The following is a 21,602-nucleotide window of genomic DNA, read 5'->3' as shown; positions in this document are numbered from 1 at the left end:
TGTTTCCTATCCCTGGACGCTCGAATGCCCACGATGAATAAAACAATCCAATTTATTACAATCGTGTAGTATCATTTTTTATTTTTATAAACATATTTGAAATATACTGACTATATAAGCGTTGACAGCGGATCGATAATGTCAGGTTTGGGAAATAAATTCTTTTTATTATGATATGTTAAAATAAATAATAGATTCTCCATAAGAATATGGCATGTCTATTGCTTTTTCACTTAAAATTTTTTGAATCAACAATAATGGAGCATGATTATGGTGAACAAGCAGCAGATTCCTTTCGTTTTTGTAATTCTTGCAACGCCGCTGGCCGCAGCGGCCGGAGACGGCACGGTAATTGACAGCGGCAACACGAGCTGGATGTTGATTTCAACGGCCCTGGTTCTGCTCATGCTGCCGGGCCTGGCTATGTTCTACGGTGGCCTGGTACGGGCAAAAAATGTTCTGGGAACCATGATGCATACCTTTGTATCCATGGCGGTGATCGGTGTGCTCTGGGTGGTCTGCGGATATTCACTGACTTTTGGCCAGAGCATTCTGGGCGGATTTGTCGGATGGAACAGTGATTTCTTTTTTCTCAAAGGTATTGATGAAGTCGTGACCAACGGGATTCCTGAATATATCATTGCCATGTTCCAAGGTAAATTTGCCATTATCGCGCCGGCCCTGATCAGCGGTGCTCTGGCAGAGCGGATTTATTTGAGAGGATATATCCTGTTTATTTCCCTATGGTTTCTGGTGGTTTACGCGCCATTGTGCCATTGGGTGTGGGCAGCGGACGGCTGGTTGTTCAATTCCGGCGCCGCCGGGGTGATTGACCTGGCCGGGGGACTGGTCATTCATGTGTCGGCCGGTATCAGTGCCCTGGTGGCAGCCATATACCTGGGGCCCAGACTGGGTCACCCCAAAATTGCCACCCCTCCGAACAATCTGACCATGACCCTCATCGGTGCCGGTTTGCTGTGGGTCGGCTGGTTTGGTTTTAATGCCGGCTCCACCCTTCAGAGTGGACTGGATTCGGCCAGGGCCCTGACCATGACCCAGATTTCTGCGGCAAGTGGCGCACTGGTCTGGCTGTGCATCGAAGGCATTATATACCGGAAGGCATCTGCGCTTGGGTTTGCGTCCGGCACACTGGCCGGGCTGGTTGCGATCACCCCGGCTGCCGCAGTGGTTCAGCCATTGGGCGCTCTGTTCCTGGGCGCGGCATCGACTGTGATGTGTTTCTATGCGCTTCAGCTCAAAATAAAGCTGGGGTATGATGATACACTGGACTGTTTCGGAATCCACGGCGTAGGCAGCGCACTGGGCGTTCTTCTGCTCAGTTTTTTCATCCGCGATTCCTGGATGGCATCAGCCAGTGAAGCCGCCGGTCGGACCTGGACGGTTTTCGATCAGCTGCTGGTACAGCTCAAAGGGTTGGGAGCGACTATCCTGCTCGCCGGAGTTGCAACTATTCTCCTGTGCATTATTGTGGAAAAAACCGTGGGTTTCAGACTGGATGAAGAAAGTGAATACACAGGACTTGACCAATCACTTCACGGCGAGAGAGGCTATGATTTCTCCTGACCGGTGAAAAAGTCCGGTGCCTTTTTACAGGTACCGGACAAGGATTCCATAGACCAAGACAACCCAGCTATGATTTCTGAGAAAATAAAGGAAAAATACGACCAGGCTCCCCATGCCCCCGGGGTTTATCTCATGCGGGACAAAAAGGGAAACATCCTTTATGTGGGCAAGGCCAAGGATTTAAAAAAGCGTCTGGCCTCATATTTTGTGAGAAAGGATCAGCCCGAGCCCAAGACGGCAGCACTTCTGGCCCTGGTGGCCGACTTTGAGCTGGTGGTCACCCAGTCCGACCAGGAGGCCTTTATTCTGGAATCCAACCTGATCAAGGAAAATTCTCCTAAATATAATGTCATCCTCAAAGACGGCAAAAATTATCCGTTGCTGCGCATTGACATGAATGAACCCTATCCTTCCATCCAGCGGGTGCGGCGCATTGAAAAGGACAAGGCCCTCTATTTCGGGCCGTATTCTTCCTCCAAGAGTGTAAACCAGACCTTAAAGCAGATCCAGCGTATTTTTAAACTTCGAAAATGCCGGGACGCCCAGTTTAAAAACAGGTCCCGGCCCTGCCTGAATTATCAGATCAAGGCATGCTTAGGCCTTTGCTGCAATGAGGTGGACCCCAAAGAGTACCAGGCCAGGGTTAAGGCTGCGGTATTGTTTCTTCGGGGACAGACCCGGGAGGTGATTAAAAAACTGCGCCTTGAGATGGCGGAATTTTCCGATACCCAGGCCTTTGAAAAGGCGGCTCAGGTCCGGGACACCATCTTTGCCGTGGAGCGGATCATGGAGCGCCAGGTGGTGGTGTGTGCGGACGGACAGGACAGGGATGTACTCGGGCTTGCCTGGGGCCGGGACCGGGCTGTGGTTACGGTGATGCAGGTAAGGGCAGGGCATCTGATCAACACAGCCTATTTCCCTTTGGATCTGGGATTCAAAGAGCCGGACGAGGTTCTGGCCGCCTTTGTGATTCAGTATTATGAGAAAGCGGCCCAGATACCGGGATCAGTCCTGTTCAGCCATCTGTCTGACGACATGGCCAGGGCTGAAGCCCGGATCAATGAGGCGGCTGATCACCGGGTCCCTTTCCATTATCCGGTCCGGGGAGAAAAGAAACGGCTTGCTGATATGGCCCGCCTCAATGCAAAGGCAGAACTTGACAAAATTTTGGACAGGGAGGAGGAGGCCCGGGCAGGGCTTATCATGCTCCAGAAGCTTCTGGGCATGGACCGGCTCCCCGAACGTATGGAGTGCTTTGATAACTCCAATCTCCAGGGTAAAGACCCCGTGGCTGCCATGGTGGTGTTCACCGGGGGCAGGCCTGATAAAAATGCCTACCGTAAATTCATTATAAAGGATATCGAACACCAGGATGATTATGCCTATATGACCCATGTACTCTCCCGCCGATTCCGGCATGACCGGGAAGATATGCCCCTGCCTGACCTGCTGGTGGTGGATGGCGGTAAAGGACAGCTGTCCATGGCTGTGAGTGTGGTCAGAGAGCTTGAGCTGGAAGGCAAGTTTACCCTGGCAGGCCTTGCCAAAAAGGATGCGGACAAGGGCGAGAAGGCAGACAAGATTTACCTGCCGGGACGGTCCAATCCGTTGAATACAGCCCAGTCTGCCAAAGCCCTTTTCCTTTTAGAGCAGATCCGGGATGAGGCCCACAGGTCTGCCATCACGTTCCAGCGCGCCCGCAGGGAAAAGCAGGGAAAACTGTCCGTCCTTGACGGAATTTCCGGGATCGGACCTCAAAAAAAGAAGCTGCTGCTCACCACCTTCAAGGGCATTGATAATATTCGAATCCAGTCGCCGGATACACTGGCCGCTCTTCCCGGAATTACGCTGGACATGGCAAAGAATCTGCTCCGGGTATTGGCCGAATAAGCTGCAATCTGGTGGACATTTCTGCTCAACTGTTTTATTAGACATTGTTTTGTTTCGACAAAATTTAATGATTGTATTATGATTCAAATTTTTGGCGAAAACCCAATTAACAACGGACCCGTCAGCTTCAAAGACCAGCGGGCCGGGAGAACAAAATGAACGACAGGTTTGAGTACGACAACACTCAGAATACTGACCAGGGCACCAATGAGATGAGTTTTGAACAGATGCTTGATGCCTATGATTCGAAAATCGGTCGGGAATTCAAGCCCGGGGATAAGGTGGAAGGACAGATCATTTCCATTGGAGAAAATTCAGTTTACCTGGACACGGGGACAAAATCCGACGGTGTGGTGGATAAGTCCGAGCTGCTGGATGACAATGGTGAATTTCAGTATTCAGTGGGTGATATCCTCAAACTGTACGTGGTCTCCTTAAGCGAAAGCGAAGTGATTCTGTCCAAGGTGGTTTCCGGGGCCGGGATGGCTGCCATGATCGAAGATGCCTATCACGGGCATACCCCTGTTGAAGGCCGGGTGACCGGTATTGTCAAAGGCGGTTTCTCCGTGGATGTTCTGGGAAAAAGGGCGTTTTGTCCGGTGAGTCAGATTGATGTCAAATATGTGGAAACCCCCGAGGATTATGTGGGCCAGACCCACCATTTCCTGATTACCCGGTATGGGGAAAATGGCAGGAATATTGTTATCTCCCGCAGGGAACTTCTCAATGAACAGATCAGGGAAGAACGTGCCGTATTCATGAAAGAACTGGCAGAAGGGGATACGGTCCAGGGCCGGGTGATCAAGCTGATGTCCTACGGTGCTTTTATTGCGCTTGGGCCCGGTGTGGAAGGCATGGCCCATATTTCCGAATTGAGCTGGTCCCGGGTGGAAAAGCCTGAAGACGTGTTACGGGTGGATGATATTCTGCCTGTCAAGGTTTTAAAGATTGAAAAACCCCTTTCCGACAGCCCTAAAATTTCCCTTTCCGTTAAACAAACCTCGGGTAACCCCTGGGATAACATCGGCACCACCTTCAGTATCGGGGACCAGGTGAGCGGGAAGGTGGTCCGTCTGACCTCTTTCGGGGCTTTTGTGGAAATCGCCCCGGGCATTGACGGTCTGGTCCATATATCTGAAATGAGCCATGTAAAAAGGATTCTGCGCCCCGAAGACGAGGTTGGTGTTGGTGAGACCATTCAGGTGATGATCAAGGCCATTGATATGGACAGCAAACGGATCTCACTGAGCATGAAGGATGCGGCAGGCGATCCCTGGACCGGTATTCTGGCTAAATATCCCGTGGCCAGTGTTGTGGACGGCACCCTGGAGAAAAAAGAAGGCTTTGGGCTGTTTATCCGTCTGGAACCCGGTATTACCGGCCTGATGCCCATGTCAAACCTGCGGCAGTCCGCAGATGCAGGGAAATTTGAGTCTCTGAAACCCGGGGATACTGTACAGGTTCTGGTTCAGGAAGTGGATGAGGATAACCGGCGTCTGACCCTGGCGCCCCCGGACCAGAAATCCTCAGGCAATTGGAAGCAGTTTGCAAAAAGTGCCAAGGGAGGGGCTTCCTTTGGCTCTATGGAAAGCATTTTGCGCGAAGCACTGGAGAAAAAGAAATAGGGGCGGACGCCCCTGGTTTTTTTTTAACATGTCAGTAATATTTATCACCGATTTTGACGGCACCCTGCTCACAGACGACAGACGTATCCGTGGCCGGGATCTGGATACCCTGGCCAGGTTGAGGGCTGCCGGTGTCATCACGGTCATTGCCACAGGGCGCAGCCTTTATTCCTTCAGGCGCGCCCTTGAGCATATGGGGCTTGGTCCGGAAGATCTGCCTTTGGATTATCTGATTTTTTCCACGGGTGCCGGTATCATGGCCTGGCCCGGGGAGCAATTGATCCGCTCCTGTTCCCTTCCTAAAGACGGGGTTTTGGAAATTGCAGCCTGTTTTGATCGTATCGGTTTTGATTATATGATCCACAAGGCCATTCCCGATACCTCATATTTTCTGTTTAAATTCACATCCGATAATAATCCGGACTTTCTCCGGCGAATGACAATGTATCCGGATTTTGGTACGCCCCTTGAATCTGAATCGGGAAGCATGATTTATGACCAGTCCACTGAGGTCCTGGCCATTGTCCCCGGCGGATTGCCTTGGGAGCAGCTGGATGTGATTCGCCGTGAACTGTCCGCATTCAGTGTGATTCCAGCCACCTCCCCTTTGGACCATAAATCTGCGTGGATAGAGGTGTTTCCCTGCGGGGTCAGCAAGAGTGCGTCAGCCCAGTGGCTGGCCCGGCATCTTGGTGTCGCCCGGGAAATGGTGACTGCCGTGGGAAACGATTACAATGACGAAGATCTTCTGGCGTGGGCGGGGCAGGGCTTTTTGATGGATAACAGCCCGGATGTGCTGAAAAAGAAATTTCCATGTTCAGGTACCAATAATGAATGCGGGGTGAGTATGGCAGCAAAGGCGGCAGGGCTGTTAAACTAATGTAATTTACAGGTCTTTAATTAATTGCACCATGTCCCTGACTGCTGTGTCCATGCCTGTCATGAGGGCCTTTGAGATGATGGCATGTCCGATACTGTATTCAGAAATCTCAGACAATCCCTTGAATGCTTTGATGGATTGGTAACAGATTCCGTGTCCGGCATGGACGCCCAGGTTCAGGCGGGCACCAATTTTGGCTGCATCCACAATTCTTGCATATTCCCTTTTCCGGTCATACGGGATGGTGGCATCGCAGAATGCACCTGTATGTATCTCAATGGAATCGGCATCAATTCTGTGGGCCATTTTGATCTGATCCAGGTCAGGGTCAATGAAAATACAGACTTTAATTCCGGCATTTTTCAGGGTGGTGACGGCCTGGCGGATGTGCTCCATATGGGTAATCACATCAAGTCCGCCTTCGGTGGTAAGCTCTTCTCTCTTTTCGGGTACCAGGGTGACCGTGTCGGGTTTGATGTCCAGGGCAATGCCCAGCATTTCATTGGTGGCTGCCATTTCAAGTATCAATCGGGTTTTTATTGTCTGGGAAATCAGCCGGACATCCCGTTCCTGGATGTGGCGGCGGTCTTCCCGCAGATGCACCACAATGGCGTCTGCTCCGGCGGTTTCTGCGGCCAGGGCAGCCTGAACCGGTTCCGGGTATTTGGCGCCCCTTGCCTGACGCAGGGTTGCCACATGGTCTACATTTACTGCGAGTTCTGCCATTTTGATATCCTTTCGAGCTTCTTAGAAAGCGGTTAGATTTGGATTGTCTTCAATGCGTCTGAGCAGTTCCAGGCTCTTTTCTTCCATTTTCCGGGTCTGGTCCTCACCCAATTCATGGTCAAATCCCATCAGGTGAAGAATGCCGTGTATCAATAATTGAGACATTCGTTCATCCGTGGAAATCCCTGCCTCCAGGGCCTCGGCCCGGGCCGTATCAAGGGAGATCACCACATCCCCGAGAAGTCCCGGGGTAATATCTGAAAATTCTCCCTCCTGCATGGGAAAGGAGAGCACATTCGTGGGCGCGTCTTTGCCCCGGTATGTCCGGTTCAGGTCCCTGACCTGGGCATCATCCGTGATCACAATGGAAAGTTCGTGGTTGTCACAGCCCAAGGCGTTTAAGATCTGTTCTGTCTTTTTGTACAGGGGCGCTGTTGGCAGCCTCTCCTCTTGGTGGTTGTCTATCAGTATCCTTAGGTTTTCCATTCTTTTTTTCCTGGGGTTTGTCGGTGTACTCAATGCGGCTGTGATAAATGGAGGTCAAAATATTATTAAAACTTTTGGCGATTTGGTGCAGATCTTTCAAGGTCATTTCGCACTCTTCGAGCTGACCGTCGGCAAATATGTCATTGATCAGCTCTTTGACCCGGCCCTGGATTCTGGATGGGGTAGGGCGCTCAAGTGCCCGGGTCGCGGCTTCTGCCACATCCGCGAGCATGACAATGCCTGCCTCCCTTGTCTGGGGTTTGGGACCCGGATATCTGAAATCATCTTCATTAATGTTTTCATTTCCGGCTTTCAGGCTTTTGTTATAAAAATATTTTATAAGGGATGTACCGTGGTGCTGGATAATGCCTTCCACAATTTCATTGCCCAGTTTGTATTTTTTGGCCATTTCCACACCTTTTTTAACATGGCCGATGAGGATCAGCGCGGACATGGACGGAGAGAGCTTGTCATGCCGGTTCCGTCCGTCTGACTGATTTTCAATGAAATACATGGTTTTGTCCAGCTTGCCGATGTCATGGTAATATGCCATGACCTTGGCCTTGAGACTGTCTGCATGGATGGCGGACGCGGCTGCTTCGGCAAGGGTGGCCACAATCACGCTGTGGTTGTAAGTGCCCGGGGCTTCGATCATCAGTTTTTTGATCAGGGGCTGGTCCAGATTTGAAAACTCCAGCAGTTTTGCAGCCGTGGTGTAATTGAACAGCACTTCGATTAAAGGTGTGAATCCCACAGTAATAATGGCTGCAAACACACCGCCGCCCACGGCCATTGTCACCTGTTTAAGCAATATCCCCCAGGGGAGTACCTGGGAGGGCATGAAAAAACCCAGGGCAATGGCAAGACAAGCATTAAGCAATGCCAGTTTGAATCCGGCAACAATGAAATGGTGACGTTCGTTTCGTTCCTTGATCCAGTAAGCTGCCGTAATACTGGACAGAAAAAAGAACAAAAAGACCTGAAATCCGCCGCCAAAGGATATGGTACATAAACTGCAAAGCACCAAAGAGAAATAGAGCGCAATGTCAAATCCCAGGAAAATGCAGGCGATCATGGCGGCAGCCGGCAAAGGTATCACCATATAAATTGTTCTTGAGGCCATTTCGCCGGCCATTTCCGGATTTGAGGAGTTGGCAATGTACACGGCAAGCTCGGTAAACCCAATATAAAGCAAAAGGCCCAGGGTCAGAAAGGTCATGTGTTTATTCATGTCCCGGACAAGCTTTGGGTGATCTTTGAGATAAAGAAAATAAATCACAGTAAGCAAAAGGCTGGTAAACATGCAGATGCCGGTAATGGTTATGATAATATCTTTACCCTCGACCAGTTCGTTTAAGGCATTGAGCTTGACCAGTTTTAGTTCATCCACCCGCTCCCCTTCCCGGATGATCATTTCGCCTGTCTTGATCTGGTAAAGGGTGGGTTTAATACGTGCCTGGGCTTCCCGGATGCGCTTTTCCGTTTCGTTTTTATTCAGGGTGATATTGGGTCGCAAAAGCCGCTGGCAGATATCTACAACCAGGTTGGCCAGGCTGTAGTTGACACCATTTAAGATGGGCTGGCCCACGATCCTTACCATGGTCTTGGCCTGGTCCGGTCCGTAAAACACCTTTAGATTGGTAACTACCCGTTCCTTGTGAGACTGAATTGTCCTCAGGGTGATCCCTTTTTCCTCTTCAGCCATCAGAATTTCTTTGTTGCCCACAACCCCGTTGGTCAGGATATCGCCAATAATGGCTGAAATATATCCTGTAATTTCTTCGGAAAATTTTTCCTTGAACAGGATCTGGAATGCGCCTTTTGAAATTTCTATGCCCAGCTTTTTTTCAAATTCGGGCTTGAATACCAGGGCCATGGAAAAGGACGGATCCGCCGGGTACGGGGGGGTAATGCCCGGGGTATTGTCCGGTGTATTGCCTGGGGATTGGAACATCTGCCGCCCGAAATGCATGGCCGATGTAATATCTGTGATGGTGTTTTTTAACAGGTTGGAATCAAAATCATATACGGTTCTGAGTGATGTTTTGGCATAATTCATCCTGGCCAGGTTGGTGGCCTTGTCTTCTATAAAGAAATCTTTGGGGGCTTTGATGTCTCTGCCTGCCACATCCCCTATTTTATATACATATGATTCAGTGGTGTGGTCAATGGTCTGGGCCAGGGCGAACAGGGCCACCACCAGAAAAAACATTACGGGCGGAAGGTATGGGGTGGATGACAGGGCTTTCCCGGCTCGTTTAAACCATCCCTGGTTACTTGCTTTTTTCATAAGCGTTTATGATGTCTGACACCAGCCGATGCCTGACAACATCATCCTTTGAAAATTCTATGAATGAGATCCCCTTTATCCGGGCAAGCAGCTTTCTGGCTTCCACCAGCCCTGATTTTTTTCCTCCGGGCAGGTCTGTCTGGGTAATATCACCTGTGATAATGGCCTTTGAACCGTATCCGATCCGGGTTAAAAACATTTTCATCTGCTGGGAGGTGGTATTCTGGGCCTCGTCCAGGATGATAAACGCATTGTTCAGGGTTCTGCCCCTCATAAATGCAATGGGTGCAATCTCAATAGTTTCCTGCTCAATATAGGCTCTGGCTTTTTCAAAATCAAGCATATCATAGAGGGCATCGTACAGGGGCCGTAAATATGGATTTATTTTTTCAGCCAGGTCACCCGGAAGAAAACCCAAGGCTTCTCCTGCTTCCACTGCAGGGCGGGTGAGGATAATTTTTTTTACATCACCCTTTGTGAACGCGGCAACGGCCATGGCCATGGCAAGGTAGGTTTTGCCGGTACCGGCCGGCCCAATGCCGAAAAGGATATCGTTGGATTTTATGGCCTCGGTGTATGCCAGCTGGGTTGGCGTTCGGGGCGTAATGGGTTTGTTTTTGTCCGTGACCACTATTGTGGTGGTAAATATTTTTTTCAATGGGGTGCGCGAACCCTGTTGCACCGCATTAATTGCTGCATCTAAAACCGCAGGTGTCAGCCGTATGTTTTTTTCCAAAAGATCATAAAGCTGGCTGATCAGGTCGATTGCCTTGTCTGTTTTCTCTTCTGAACCACTGACTGAAATTGCACCGCCCCTTGAGTTGACGATAACCCCAAAAGCCCGGGCAATTTTTTCCAGGTTGACATTGTGTGTCCCAAAGAGCTTCTGGGCAAGGGCAATGTTTTGGAACTCAAGATTTTTCATGGGATACAGGGTGCATTTTATTGGTTTAAAGGTCAATAAAAATCTTGACTAGCAAGTTGCCCTGCTGTTATCTGTCTATATTTTGAAGCCATAATTTAAAAGTATAGGGATTCCCATTTCCTAACACCTAAAACTTAACAATCCGCCTAAAAGGCGATAATTTAATTAAGGTAAACTATGAATTTTTTCGACCTTGGCGTATTGATCATTGTGGGATTTTGCCTTATTCGGGGGGGATTTAAGGGCCTGGTCCGGGAAATCTCCGGAATCGTGGGCGTTGTGGCCGGTTTCTACGGGGCCAATACCTATTATCTTCAGTTGATGCCCTATATGGATTCATGGATTTCATCACCGCAGATCCAAAAGCTTGTTTGTTTTTTTCTATTGTTCTGTCTGATTCTCATTGCTGTGGGGCTCCTGGGCGCCCTGATCCACAAATTGCTGAAGATTGTGTTTTTAGGCTGGGTGGACAGAACATTCGGTATTCTCTTCGGGGCTGCCAAAGGCATACTTATTACAACCGTCCTTTTTATAATGATCACAAGCTTTGTGCCCAACGGCAGTAATCATGTGGCTGCATCCCGCACAGCCCCCTACCTTGCCCGGGTTGCTGATGCCCTGACCCTGTTTATTTCCCGGAACATCAAAATGGATTTCAGTAAAGAGTTGGAAGGATTAAAAGAGACGTGGAAACAATAATTCCCCTGCTTGAGATCATCCGAAGGCTTCGGGGGAAGAACGGATGTGCCTGGGACAGGAAGCAGACCCCGTCTAGTATGTGGAAGTGTCTGGCCGAAGAGCTTTATGAACTGGAAGAAGCCATTGTCAAAGATGATGAGGATAATATTATAGAGGAGCTTGGGGACGTTCTTTTCCAGATCCTTTTTATTATGGAAATTTATGCCGACGCCGGCAGATTTTCATTTGAACGCGTGGTCAATACCGTGGCTGAGAAAATGATTCGTCGCCACCCCCATGTTTATGGTGACAGCCGGATTACATCCGAAGATGGGTTGAATAAGCAATGGGAGGCGATTAAGGCTGGGGAGAAAGCCGGTTCCGGTATATCTGAAAGACGCTCTGCCCTTGACAATGTGCCCGGCGGGATGCCGGGGCTGCTGCGGGCTTTAAAAGTTTCCAAATCTGCAGTAAAAGCCGGGTTTGAGTGGGACAACCTGAATCAAGTGCTGGATACGGCAGTTTCGGAAATACATGAATTTAATGCGGCACTCTCCATGGACCAGGATGATGCCATGCTTGAATTCGGTGATATCCTTTTTTCCCTTGTGAATGTGGCACGGTTTGCCGGTTTTCATCCGGAAACAGCGCTGTACCGGTCTACTTCCAAATTTGAGCAGCGATTCAGAATTATGGAAGCTGCCCTTGAAAAACAAGGCCTTGATTTAAAGCAGATGCCCTCCGAAGAAAAGGAGAAGCACTGGCTGAAAGCCAAACAGGTGTATGCACAAAAAAAGGCCTGACATCCTTTCCTGTTTACAAGTAATCGCCTCTCTGGAATTTCAAATATTCGGTTTTGGCAGTAACAGCCGTGCTGGTGGCAATATCTATGAGATCCTGATCATCTTCTCCTAAAGACAAGGTTTCTTCCAATAAAGATGCGGCGTCTGCATTGAGTTCTTCAAGCGCAGGTTCAATGTCCTTTAAAGAGACACTGGCATCATCAAGCTGGGATGCATAGCTTTCCAGGCTGTTCAGCAGTTTGTCGGTTTTATCCGTAACAATGGAAGACACGGTTTGAATGTCAAAATTTAAGGTAGGGATTTCACCTAATTCGCTGATCTGTGTTCCTTCTTCGGACTCCTGTGTTTTTTCCAGTGCGGAATTGAGCAAGGATTCAAATCCTTGTGCCTGTCCATGGGTCTTGGCTACCTGCGTTGACTGATTGTCAAGTATTTGGGTGATACCTTGGATGTTGTTAATCTGGGTCATATTGTCCTCCTTTTTTTAAGGAAGAATTTTTGCAACAAGTATGCCAGCCGTTTGCAAACTTTCGATAGTTTGAGAATAGTGTGATTTGATTTAAGAAATCAAGTGGTTATCCTATGGAAATAAAAGCCCTCCTGCCTGAACACTTCAATGCGTCGGGCAGGAGGGAAAAAGATGCCGCCTGGTTAACCCACTTCGTTCATAATGGAGCCGATCATTTTTTCCGCTATCTGCTCGGCATTCACTGTGTACTGGTTGGACTGTACCTGCTGTTTGAGGCCTTCAACCTTTTGGGCTCTATCCCCAGGTTCCTGGGCAGCTGCGGCAGATATTTTCTGAAGATCCCTGGTGGTGGAGGACAAATTAATGCTGTCTGAAAGTTTCTCTTCAGATTGTTTTCCCTTATCCGCCGAAGTCCTGGCGGTGGTACCGGTATTGTTGGCAGTGTAACTTTGATTGATATACTGCTGTGTGGAATTAATTTTCATATTAAACACCCTCCTGGGATTCCATGTTGGAATCCGCTACCTGACGCGCCAGCTCCGTCATCCGTTCAACAATGACTCTGGAATCCTCCACGGACAAGGTCTGGACGACCTTATTATTATTTTCATCAACCGAGGTATAGGTGAATTGGTTTCTGCCTTTGCTAAAATCAATTTCTTTCCCCAGCTCTTTTTCAATCTGACCGGTGATCTGGGCCTCATCGTTTTCATTGGGGCCTTCGGTGATAATTTTGTCAACAATGTTGCTTGCAACCTTATCTATAATGGCCTGACGCTTGCCTTCCGATGATATACTGACGCTATCCGCAGAAACCTTGTTGGCATCGCTGAATTTATTCTTGCCCAGCAGTTTGCCCTGGCTAAATTGCCTTGAATACACTTTCAAGACATTTTGTATTTGGTATGAAGGGATCTGCATTTTAAATTTCTCCTTAATCTCAATATCGGCATGGTGAAATTAAAACTTTAGAAAAATTTTTAATCATCAAAATTTCCTTCAGGGCTTTTATCTGTAATAATCCGGGAAGCTTTATCAATAATTCTTTCCCTGGTCCATTCATTTTTTTGTTCAATTCTCTTTGCTTTGAATCCAGGCATGTGTGACTGGGTTTCAAAAATTTGTCTTTTTACCAGGTCCGCGGTGTCTGTGGCGTTGAAAACCTCCGTGAGAAGTGTAAACACAAAGTTTTCAACGCCTTTGACCATTCGTTCCCGGACAGGCGCATCCTGGGCTGTCAGAATATTTTCAAAAGGAAGATTCAGTTTTTTAAAGTTCCCCTTTTGCCAGCCATTGGCTGCGGCAAAAGCGCACATGTTTTCCCAGGTGCCCCGGGTGACCCCTTTGCCGGTCTCTTTAATGAACCTGCCTGACTCATCCATGATGGCATTGCCGAAATCATTAACCTTCACCCCCCAGGAGATCATCTGAAGGGCCGTGGCAACATTGGCCTTTGTGGTTCTTGTCTCTTTGGCAATCCGGCGCAACCGGTCGGAATTGTTCCCCGATGTACCGTGCTGGGCACCGGAAATTCCGTAAGGGGCCAGTGTCTTATGGATTTTTGCAGTCAAAGCGACATTGATGCCTGTATCGCTTTGTTCAATGCCATGGGTGGTGCCGTTGTTCAGGGCGATCCAGTCCGGAAAAATGCTGTGGGCATTGAGACCCTGGATAAGAAACAGCGCTTCTTCAGGCGTTGAAAGGCCATGTATTCCTTTTATTTCACCGACTTCGGTTTCAAGGCCTGCCCATTCAGGTACATAGGGGTTTAATTCAATATTGGCCAAAAGGTTCTGGTCATCGGGCATGTGGGATGCGTCAATGGCAATGGAGGTAATACCGGCATCAAATAACGACCGGATTTCGGTTTTTGCAGGTGTAATATCTTCGGGTTTTTTGATTCCGAAATGGTCTGCATGTATGGCTACGGGAATGGTGATCCCCATTTCATTCATATACGCATCGGTCTGCCTTGCAATGTTCCAAAGGCTGGTGGCGCAATAGGCCCCGGTGCCGCCTTCGGAGCGCGCAATTTCGATGATCACTGCCGCATTGGCACGCTGGGCTGCGGCAAGGGTCCCTTTGATGACAAAAGCGTTTCTGCCGTTGGCTGCAATGGTCATGCAGCTGCCCTTGGCCAGCATGGCGCGGTCAATATATTTCCCGCTGACAATTAATGCGTTTGAGTTGGGGAAGCACTTTTTCACATTGGGGGGCCTGCCGTAATCAAGCAGTTTGCGGTATTCTTCGGATTGTGGATGGGTCATGATGAAATCCTCCCGTATATATGTCAAATATTTCATGTTAAGAATGTTTAGGATGCATAAATTTTTTACATTAAAATAACCTAAAATCAAGTTCAATAAAAGAAATGAACGTAATTATCCAAAGAATTACCCGGTGGACCATTGTATGGGAAATACTGAAATGAATGGATGTTCATAATTTTTCTCAGGGGGGTGAAAAACAGACTGATCCGGGTATGATAAAATTTGTATGTTTTACTATGTTGTAAGTATAAGATATGTTGCCATAATAGCTTCTGTTTTGAAAATTGTTACAAGGCTTGACATTTATACGAATCTATTGTTAGCTTGCGCGGATTTATTGTTAGATGGATGATCCGTTATTCATTTGGGTAAGAAAAGGATGAACACATTTGCAGAAAAGTAAGTCCGAGAAATATCATAAAATTTTAAACAGCGCCGGCGCAGTGTTTGCGGAACATGGGTTTTACAAAGCCACCATTTCACAGATCGCTGCCAGGGCAGGGGTGGCGGACGGCACTTTATATCTTTATTTCAAGAACAAAGACGATATCCTTTATCAATACCTGAGCTTTAAAACAGATGTGGTGTTTGAAAAAATGAATGCTGCCGTGGCCAATGGCACCGATGCGGAAAGTAAACTGAGAAATCTTATCCGCTGCCATCTTCAGGAATTTCAAAATGACAAAAACATGGCAATTATCTTTCAATCAGAGGTGAGATATCTTCGGGATATTGAGTCCCAGGTCAAGGATATCTCAAAGATGTACCTTGATCTTTTATCCGATATTATAGAGCAGGGCCAGATTGAGGGTTCCATGCGCCAGGATCTTTTTGTGGGGCTTGTGAAACGATTTATCCTCGGGGCTGTGGAAGGGGTGATTTCCACCTGGGTCAGTGCCCATGGGCGCTACGATCTTACGACCATGGCAGATCCGCTGGTTGACCTTTATATGACGGGCGTCCGGGGTGCCTGACGCTATCCTTATCAGACACGGTACTGATTTTCCCCTCCCTGAATTTCAACAAAATTTCCCCCTCCGGGTATTTCTGGGGAGGGATAGTTGTGTTGAGCTGAAATTTATGCTTTTTTCTTGACGGCAAAGTCGATGTTTATTAAAGCACAGTGAGCCTGAATTCACTAAGTTAAATATAATTATGGAGGTAAGTTGAGTATGTCTACGATCATAGCCCCGGCACACTATTTGTTGTTCGGTTTTATTCCAACAATGATTTTATCATTTCTTCTGCCGGTTATCGGTGTAGGGCTATTTACCTACATCATGGCACGGAGAATCGCTCCTCTGGTCCGGGCCAATCCGGATTATTGTTTTAACAATATTCCGAAGCGGATTAAACATCTGGCCGTTGTCTGGTTAGGGCAGATCCGCCAGCCCAGATACATGCAGGCCGGTGTGCTGCACATCATTATATTTGCAGGTTTCTTAATTCTGTCCATCCGTTCCATCAGCCTTGTTATTATGGGCGTGTTTCCCGGATATGTGTTTCCCGGGTTAGACGGTACCCTGGGTGTTGTTTACAATGTTATTAAAGATTACGCAGCCACCGCTGTTCTTGTGGCCTGTATCATTGCGGCCTACCGCCGGGGCATTAAAAAGCCTGCCCGTTATGCAGTGCCTGAAAAATATGGTCATGACCATACCGCAGAAGCGGTTTTTGTTCTGGGACTCATATCCACCCTGATGATCTCAGAAAGCATGTTTGAAGCTGCTGCCATTGCTTTCACCTATAACACCGGTGGTGATGTCCACTTCCCGGCATTTTTTTCCCTGGCCTGGTTTTTTGCAAAGATACTTAGGCTGGCATCCCTGGAATTCCTCCAGGGCCTGCACATCATTATGTATTATGTGCATGATTTCACCTTTTTCTTTTTTCTGTGCTTTTTGCCCCTGGGCAAACATTTTCACGTCATCACCTCTGTTTTCAACGTCTTTTTCATGCGCGTGAAAAAAGGCAATATCAAGCCGGTTAGACACGGGGTCTCCGATGAGGAACTGGACAACCTGGAATCCTTTGGCGTTAAAAAATTTGAGGATTTCACCTGGAAGCAGATGCTTGATTTCTATTCCTGTGCAGACTGCGGCCGCTGTTCCGACCAGTGTCCGGCCAACGCAGCCGGCCGTCCCTTGTCCCCGCGGTTTATCACCATCAAGGCCAGGGATCTTATCTTTAAAAACTATCCCATTAAATCCGGAATTATTTATAAATCTGACAAGCTGCTGGTGGAAGACATTTATACAGAGGATGAGATCTGGTCCTGCACCACCTGCGGTGCCTGTGAACAGGAATGTCCCCTGGGGATCGAATATATTGACAAGATGGTTGACTTGCGCCGTGGCATGGTGGATGAGGGCATGGTACCCCAGTCCCTGCAAAAACCCCTTAAGGCCCTGGAAAAACGCGGCAACCCCTATGGTAAAATGGAGAAGAAGCGTGCGGACTGGGCCCAGGAAAAAGACTTTGCCCAAACCCATACGGTCAAAGATCTGAGCCAGGAGAGTGCAGATACGCTATATTTTGTGGACAGCATTACCTCCTATGACGACAATATCCAGGACATTGCCCGCAGGACCGCCATCATCCTTGAAAAGGCAGGGGTGGATTTCGGCATCCTGGGCAAAGACGAAAAAGACAGCGGCAACGAGGTGCTTAGATTTGGTGAAGAGATGCTTTACCAGGATCTTAAAGCCCAGAATACCGAAGCTATTCTTGGGGCCGGTGTCAGACAGATTGTCACGGCCGACCCCCATGCCCTGAATGCTTTGAAAAACGACTACAAGGGCCTGCCCCCTGTGAAACACATCAGTGAAATCGTGGCTGAAAAGATTAAATCCGGTGACCTGATGATGAAACGGTGTAAAAACCGGAATAAAGTATATGTGTACCATGATCCCTGTTATCTGGGGCGCCACAACAGTATTTATGAATCCCCGAGACAGGCAATGGATGCCATTGCCGGCCTGACACGGGTGGAACTGGAAAAGAGCCGTGACCGCTCCTTCTGCTGCGGGGGCGGTGGCCTGATGTTGTTTTATGAGCCCGAGGAAGAGACCCGCATGGGTGTTCTCAGGGTAAATATGGCAGCGGAAGCCGGGGCCAATGTCATTGTCACGGCCTGTCCTTTCTGTCTGGTGAATATCCAGGATGCCATCAAGGTGGCCGGGAAAGAGGGTGAGATAGAGGCCATTGATTTCACGCAACTCATTGAGGAACATTTAGCATAACCAACGCGTAACATGAGTTGTCTGCCGGAGTTTGGTTCTATAAGCCATAAGTCCGGCAGACCCCCGAAAAAATAAGCTTAAGGAGGAAATAATGGAAATTTTGGTGTGCGTCAAACGCGTTCCAGATACTGCTGAGAACGAATTTGAACTCAATTCCGAAGGAAATGATCTGGATCGTGATGATCTGGTTTATTCTGTGAACGAGTGGGATAACTATGCCGTTGAAGAGGCTATTCAGATCGTGGATAACCTGGGCGGCAGCATAACTGTCGTAACTGTGGGGGATGACGAGGCTGAAGAAGTTCTGCGACGTGAAATGGCCATGGGCGCCAATAACGGCGTTCTTCTTTCTGATGAAGCCTTTGAAGGATCTGACGGTAAAGGTATTGCGACCATTCTCAAAGCTGAAGTTGAAAAAGGCAATTATGATCTGATTCTTACCGGTGCCCAGGCCGATGAAGGCGCGGGGCAGATTGGCGGCATGCTTGCAGCCATGCTGGACTACCCCTATGCTTCTCTGGTGAACAAGATTGAACCGGCTGATGGAAAAATTAAAGTGGGCCGGGAAATCGAAGGCGGCAACCAGGAAATGAATGAAATTGAGCTGCCCTGCGTGCTTTCCATTCAGACCGGCATTAACGAACCCCGTTATGTGGGTATCCGTGGCATCCGTAAGGTGGCCAGTGTTGATATCCCTGTCAAAGGTGCCGGTGACCTTGGTCTGGATGCCGGCAGCGTGGGTGAGGCGGGCGCAAAGATTAAACGTGTGGATTATTTTGTACCTGATCTGGGCGATGGTGCTGAAATGCTTGAAGGTTCCACCGATGAAATTGTTGAAAAACTGATTGAGAAGCTGAAAGCCAAAGGAGGTCTTTGATCATGACACAGATTTTTGCATATGTTCCATTTAAAAACGGGGTGGCCGAAGATGTGGCCCTGGAATTCCCGGGCGCTGCAAAAAAGATTGATGCCGGTGCATCTGTCACCGCTGTTGTCACAGGTTCCGGTGCTGACCTTGATAAGGTCGCCGGCGAACTGACCAAAGTTTACTCTGAAGTCATTAAAATTGACAATGCCGCCATGGCTTATCCCAATGCTGAGGTCGTGAGAAAAGCCCTGACCAATATCATTCCGGCCGGCGCCATTGTTCTGGTGGCCCATGATACCTTTGGCATGGACCTGGCCCCTGGCCTGTCCATTAAATTGGAGTCAGCCTATGCTGCTGATGTTGTTGATTTCGAGGGGATGGACGGTTCCACCCTGAAGATTGTCCGCCAGGAACTGGGCGGCGCTGTTTCCACCCATGTGACCTGTGATGCTTCTGCAGGCGCTGTTCTCACTATCCGTCCGGGCACATTTGCGCCGGTTGATGGCAGTGCTTCCGGTGCCGTGGTTGACAAATCCGGTGATGCCGGCGATCTTTCCGCTAAAAGAACCTTCCTGGAAGTGGTTGAAGCCGAAGTTGGCGAAGTGGATATCACCAAATCCGATGTTCTGGTTTCCATTGGCCGTGGTATTGAAGATGAAGACAATATTGAAATTGCCCAGGAACTGGCTGACGCCATGGGGGCTGTGGTTTCCTGCTCTCGTCCCATTGTTGACGCCAAATGGCTTGAAAAATCCCGTCAGGTCGGCACCTCCGGGCAGACCGTTAAACCCAAAGTCTACATGGCCATGGGTATTTCCGGTTCCTTCCAGCACATGGGCGGCATCAAGGGAAATCCCTTTATCGTTGCCGTGAACAAGAATCCCAAAGCACCAATTTTCCAGGTTGCCGATGTCGGTATCGTGGAAGATATCCTGGAGTTCATGCCTGCACTCCAGGAAGCCATTGAAGCACTCTAAGAAACTAGAGACAAGAAACTAGAGGCAAAGCACCTGCGGCGCCTATTTAAGCCCTGCGGACTTTAAAATCTGCAGGGCTTTTCAGGTTTAGGGACTATCTTAAGCCTGTATTTTCTTTTCCCTATTTTTAAAGACAGTCGATATCCACAACAAGGCGACCACCGTTGGCTATGTGAATACCCTTCTGGACACTCTGCAGTGATCCCACGCTCATTATAATCGACTTAATTATAATTTACTTATGGATTGACAATTCGCGTTCCATGTTGATATTATTGACATATGATACACACAGAACCAATATAAAAGGAGTACTAAAATGAAAAATAAAGATCTCCGTGTATCAGTCAATCTGCCTGAAAACATTGTTGAAACCCTGAAACAGCTTGCAGCAAGAGATGGTATAACCATGACTGAAGTAATCCGTAAGGCTATCATGACCGAAAAGCTGCTCAGCGATGAACTAAAAGAGGGTAATAAGATTCTTATTGAGGATCAGAGCAAAAAATTTCGCCAGCTGATTTTCAGATAAGTGTAGAGGAGTCACCATGACGGATAAAAAACCGGCTCCCACAATCTATGAAGAGAAACTTGAAGACGGCCTGGGAATCAATGAGCTTGAAAAGTATCTGAAATGGATGATGGCGCTGTGACCGTGTTCACACAATAAAATGCGGGATCGCTGTTAAACAGCAATCTCAAACCGGATGGCCGGGTGGTGCTGGTAGCCGGTTAAAACCGTGTCCTTGTACTGCCAGTCAAAAATAGAGGTAAACGTGGTGGTTTCGGTGCCAGGCAGGGCAAATGGCTTTCTTTCAAGCTGTTGCGTCAGTCCCTGCACATGGTTTTCATAAATATGTGTGTCCCCCAGAAATCCCACAAGCATGCCCGGTTTAAAACCCGATTCCAGAGCCAGAAGCGTTAGAAGAAGTCCGTAGCTTGCAATGTTGAAGGGAAGGCCCAGGGCTGTATCCACGGATCTCTGGTTCCACAGCAAATTAAGCCGCCCGTTGATCACGGTGACCTGAAATCCGTAGTGGCAGGGCGGCAGGGCCATTTGGTGCAGATCCATGGGGTTCCAGGAAGATACGATCATCCGCCGGTCATCGGGATTGGTTTTCAGGGTGGCCACCAGGTTTTTAAGCTGATCCACTCCGGAGGGAACCGGTGCCTTGTCCCACGCCTGATATCCGCCACCAAAATGCCGCCACTGGAACCCGTAAATGGGGCCAAGTTCCCGTTCGTCCATCATCTTTTTTCTGGTCTTATCATCATGCCCGTAGGCGACCTTGGCCGGTGAGCACCATTCATCCCAGATGTGGTTGTTTCTGCTCCGCAGCCAGTTTTTATCCGTGATGCCTTTGATGAAAAATTCCAGTTCGCCGGCCACAAGGGCAAAGGGCACATATTTAGTGGTCAGCAATGGAAATCCCCGGGCCATGTCATGTTCAAACATGGCCCCGGCAATGGCAATGGTGTTTACCCCGGTGCGGTTTTCCTTGACCTGTCCCTGGTTAAGGACTTTTCTGACAATATTTGAATAGGCTTGCATATGCGCGTCCGTTTTTTTTTATGAAAATGGTGAAGAAAAATTTAGGCAACGGCTGCTATATAACAGGTGTCTGGACAAATTGTCAAAGCGCTGATATCCATTCAAAATGCCATGGGCCGGCAGGACTTCCCGGTATTCAAAAAACGGACTGTAAACGCTCTGACCTGGGGCTGAATGGTCCTGCAAAATGAAGAGGTTCCCCTTATCAACGCATCATGCTTGATGATCAAGTTTTTATGAATTGACAGCCCGACAGCTGGCGGTTATTCTTTCCGCGTTAGCAATAAGCCTTCTATTTTAAGGATGGAAATGGACTGATCTTTTAACAAGTTATCGA

The 21,602-nt window shown here is 48.5% G+C and carries 20 protein-coding genes; 11 read left to right on the top strand and 9 right to left on the bottom strand.

Annotated elements, in window-relative coordinates; all coding sequences use genetic code 11:
* Nucleotides 1–270: 270 nt before the first annotated feature.
* The 4 genes from Q366_RS10630 (at nt 271) to Q366_RS10615 (ending at nt 5,979) form a co-directional block, all read left to right on the top strand.
* Nucleotides 271–1,584, top strand: coding sequence for an ammonium transporter (locus Q366_RS10630; protein WP_084691781.1), 1,314 nt, complete (start codon nt 271–273; stop codon nt 1,582–1,584).
* 69 nt (nt 1,585–1,653) lie between these two features.
* Complete coding sequence (uvrC, locus tag Q366_RS10625; RefSeq protein ID WP_035238739.1) at nt 1,654–3,474, top strand: excinuclease ABC subunit UvrC; 1,821 nt, start codon at nt 1,654–1,656, stop codon at nt 3,472–3,474.
* A gap of 155 nt (nt 3,475–3,629) precedes the next feature.
* A complete protein-coding gene (locus Q366_RS10620; protein WP_035238737.1) occupies nt 3,630–5,099 on the top strand; it encodes a 30S ribosomal protein S1 in 1,470 nt (489 codons plus the stop codon).
* Nucleotides 5,100–5,127: 28 nt separating this feature from the next.
* Entirely contained in the window at nt 5,128–5,979 is an 852-nt protein-coding gene (locus Q366_RS10615; RefSeq protein ID WP_035238736.1) for an HAD family hydrolase, read from the top strand.
* A gap of 6 nt (nt 5,980–5,985) precedes the next feature.
* Here the strand turns inward: Q366_RS10615 and Q366_RS10610 are convergent, their stop codons facing one another.
* Genes Q366_RS10610 through Q366_RS10595 form a run of 4 tightly spaced genes read right to left on the bottom strand, consistent with a single transcriptional unit; the run spans nt 5,986 to nt 10,406 of the window.
* Complete coding sequence (locus tag Q366_RS10610) at nt 5,986–6,705, bottom strand: pyridoxine 5'-phosphate synthase (protein WP_035238734.1); 720 nt, start codon at nt 6,703–6,705, stop codon at nt 5,986–5,988.
* A 21-nt stretch (nt 6,706–6,726) separates the two neighbouring features.
* Nucleotides 6,727–7,191, bottom strand: coding sequence for an rRNA maturation RNase YbeY (gene ybeY / locus Q366_RS10605; RefSeq protein WP_035238731.1), 465 nt, complete (start codon nt 7,189–7,191; stop codon nt 6,727–6,729).
* On the bottom strand, nt 7,088–9,481 hold the full coding sequence (locus Q366_RS10600; protein ID WP_035238730.1) for an HD family phosphohydrolase: 2,394 nt from the start codon (nt 9,479–9,481) through the stop codon (nt 7,088–7,090). The genes ybeY and Q366_RS10600 overlap by 104 nt, the downstream gene beginning before the upstream one ends.
* Nucleotides 9,465–10,406, bottom strand: coding sequence for a PhoH family protein (locus Q366_RS10595; protein WP_035238787.1), 942 nt, complete (start codon nt 10,404–10,406; stop codon nt 9,465–9,467). Before Q366_RS10595 ends, Q366_RS10600 begins: the two co-directional genes overlap by 17 nt.
* A gap of 177 nt (nt 10,407–10,583) precedes the next feature.
* Between Q366_RS10595 and Q366_RS10590 the strand changes: the two genes are divergently transcribed.
* The gene (locus tag Q366_RS10590; protein WP_035238728.1) at nt 10,584–11,105 is read left to right on the top strand and encodes a CvpA family protein; all 522 of its coding nucleotides are present in this window, start codon (nt 10,584–10,586) and stop codon (nt 11,103–11,105) included.
* The gene (gene mazG, locus Q366_RS10585; RefSeq protein WP_035238726.1) at nt 11,093–11,887 is read left to right on the top strand and encodes a nucleoside triphosphate pyrophosphohydrolase; all 795 of its coding nucleotides are present in this window, start codon (nt 11,093–11,095) and stop codon (nt 11,885–11,887) included. The genes Q366_RS10590 and mazG overlap by 13 nt, the downstream gene beginning before the upstream one ends.
* A gap of 13 nt (nt 11,888–11,900) precedes the next feature.
* Here mazG and Q366_RS10580 read toward each other — a convergent pair whose 3' ends face one another.
* From Q366_RS10580 to Q366_RS10565, 4 genes are all read right to left on the bottom strand, one after another.
* Complete coding sequence (locus Q366_RS10580; protein ID WP_035238725.1) at nt 11,901–12,356, bottom strand: hypothetical protein; 456 nt, start codon at nt 12,354–12,356, stop codon at nt 11,901–11,903.
* A 182-nt stretch (nt 12,357–12,538) separates the two neighbouring features.
* Nucleotides 12,539–12,841, bottom strand: a complete 303-nt coding sequence (gene flgM / locus Q366_RS10575) for a flagellar biosynthesis anti-sigma factor FlgM (RefSeq protein ID WP_035238722.1) — start codon at nt 12,839–12,841, stop codon at nt 12,539–12,541.
* A 1-nt stretch (nt 12,842) separates the two neighbouring features.
* Nucleotides 12,843–13,277: a DVU0524 family FlgM-associated protein gene (locus Q366_RS10570; protein WP_035238721.1), complete on the bottom strand. Its 435-nt coding sequence runs from the start codon at nt 13,275–13,277 to the stop codon at nt 12,843–12,845.
* 59 nt (nt 13,278–13,336) lie between these two features.
* Entirely contained in the window at nt 13,337–14,623 is a 1,287-nt protein-coding gene (locus tag Q366_RS10565) for a class II fructose-bisphosphate aldolase (RefSeq protein ID WP_035238786.1), read from the bottom strand.
* A gap of 392 nt (nt 14,624–15,015) precedes the next feature.
* Between Q366_RS10565 and Q366_RS10560 the strand changes: the two genes are divergently transcribed.
* The 5 genes from Q366_RS10560 (at nt 15,016) to Q366_RS10540 (ending at nt 20,245) form a co-directional block, all read left to right on the top strand.
* Nucleotides 15,016–15,600 carry a TetR/AcrR family transcriptional regulator gene (locus Q366_RS10560; protein WP_035238719.1) on the top strand — a complete coding sequence of 195 codons (585 nt, stop codon included), beginning with the start codon at nt 15,016–15,018 and terminating at the stop codon, nt 15,598–15,600.
* A 198-nt stretch (nt 15,601–15,798) separates the two neighbouring features.
* Nucleotides 15,799–17,868, top strand: a complete 2,070-nt coding sequence (locus Q366_RS10555) for a (Fe-S)-binding protein (RefSeq protein WP_035238717.1) — start codon at nt 15,799–15,801, stop codon at nt 17,866–17,868.
* 91 nt (nt 17,869–17,959) lie between these two features.
* Nucleotides 17,960–18,745 (top strand): electron transfer flavoprotein subunit beta/FixA family protein, encoded by a 786-nt coding sequence (locus tag Q366_RS10550; RefSeq protein ID WP_035238716.1) that lies wholly within the window; start codon nt 17,960–17,962, stop codon nt 18,743–18,745.
* A gap of 2 nt (nt 18,746–18,747) precedes the next feature.
* Entirely contained in the window at nt 18,748–19,713 is a 966-nt protein-coding gene (locus Q366_RS10545) for an electron transfer flavoprotein subunit alpha/FixB family protein (protein ID WP_035238715.1), read from the top strand.
* A gap of 319 nt (nt 19,714–20,032) precedes the next feature.
* Nucleotides 20,033–20,245 (top strand): ribbon-helix-helix protein, CopG family, encoded by a 213-nt coding sequence (locus Q366_RS10540; protein ID WP_035238714.1) that lies wholly within the window; start codon nt 20,033–20,035, stop codon nt 20,243–20,245.
* A 153-nt stretch (nt 20,246–20,398) separates the two neighbouring features.
* Here Q366_RS10540 and thyA read toward each other — a convergent pair whose 3' ends face one another.
* A complete protein-coding gene (thyA, locus tag Q366_RS10535; protein WP_035238713.1) occupies nt 20,399–21,265 on the bottom strand; it encodes a thymidylate synthase in 867 nt (288 codons plus the stop codon).
* Nucleotides 21,266–21,602: the final 337 nt, after the last annotated feature.

It is taken from the genome of Desulfobacter vibrioformis DSM 8776, from assembly GCF_000745975.1.
GTDB classification, from domain to species: Bacteria; Desulfobacterota; Desulfobacteria; order Desulfobacterales; family Desulfobacteraceae; genus Desulfobacter; species Desulfobacter vibrioformis.
This window is presented reverse-complemented; position numbering and strand designations above follow the sequence as displayed.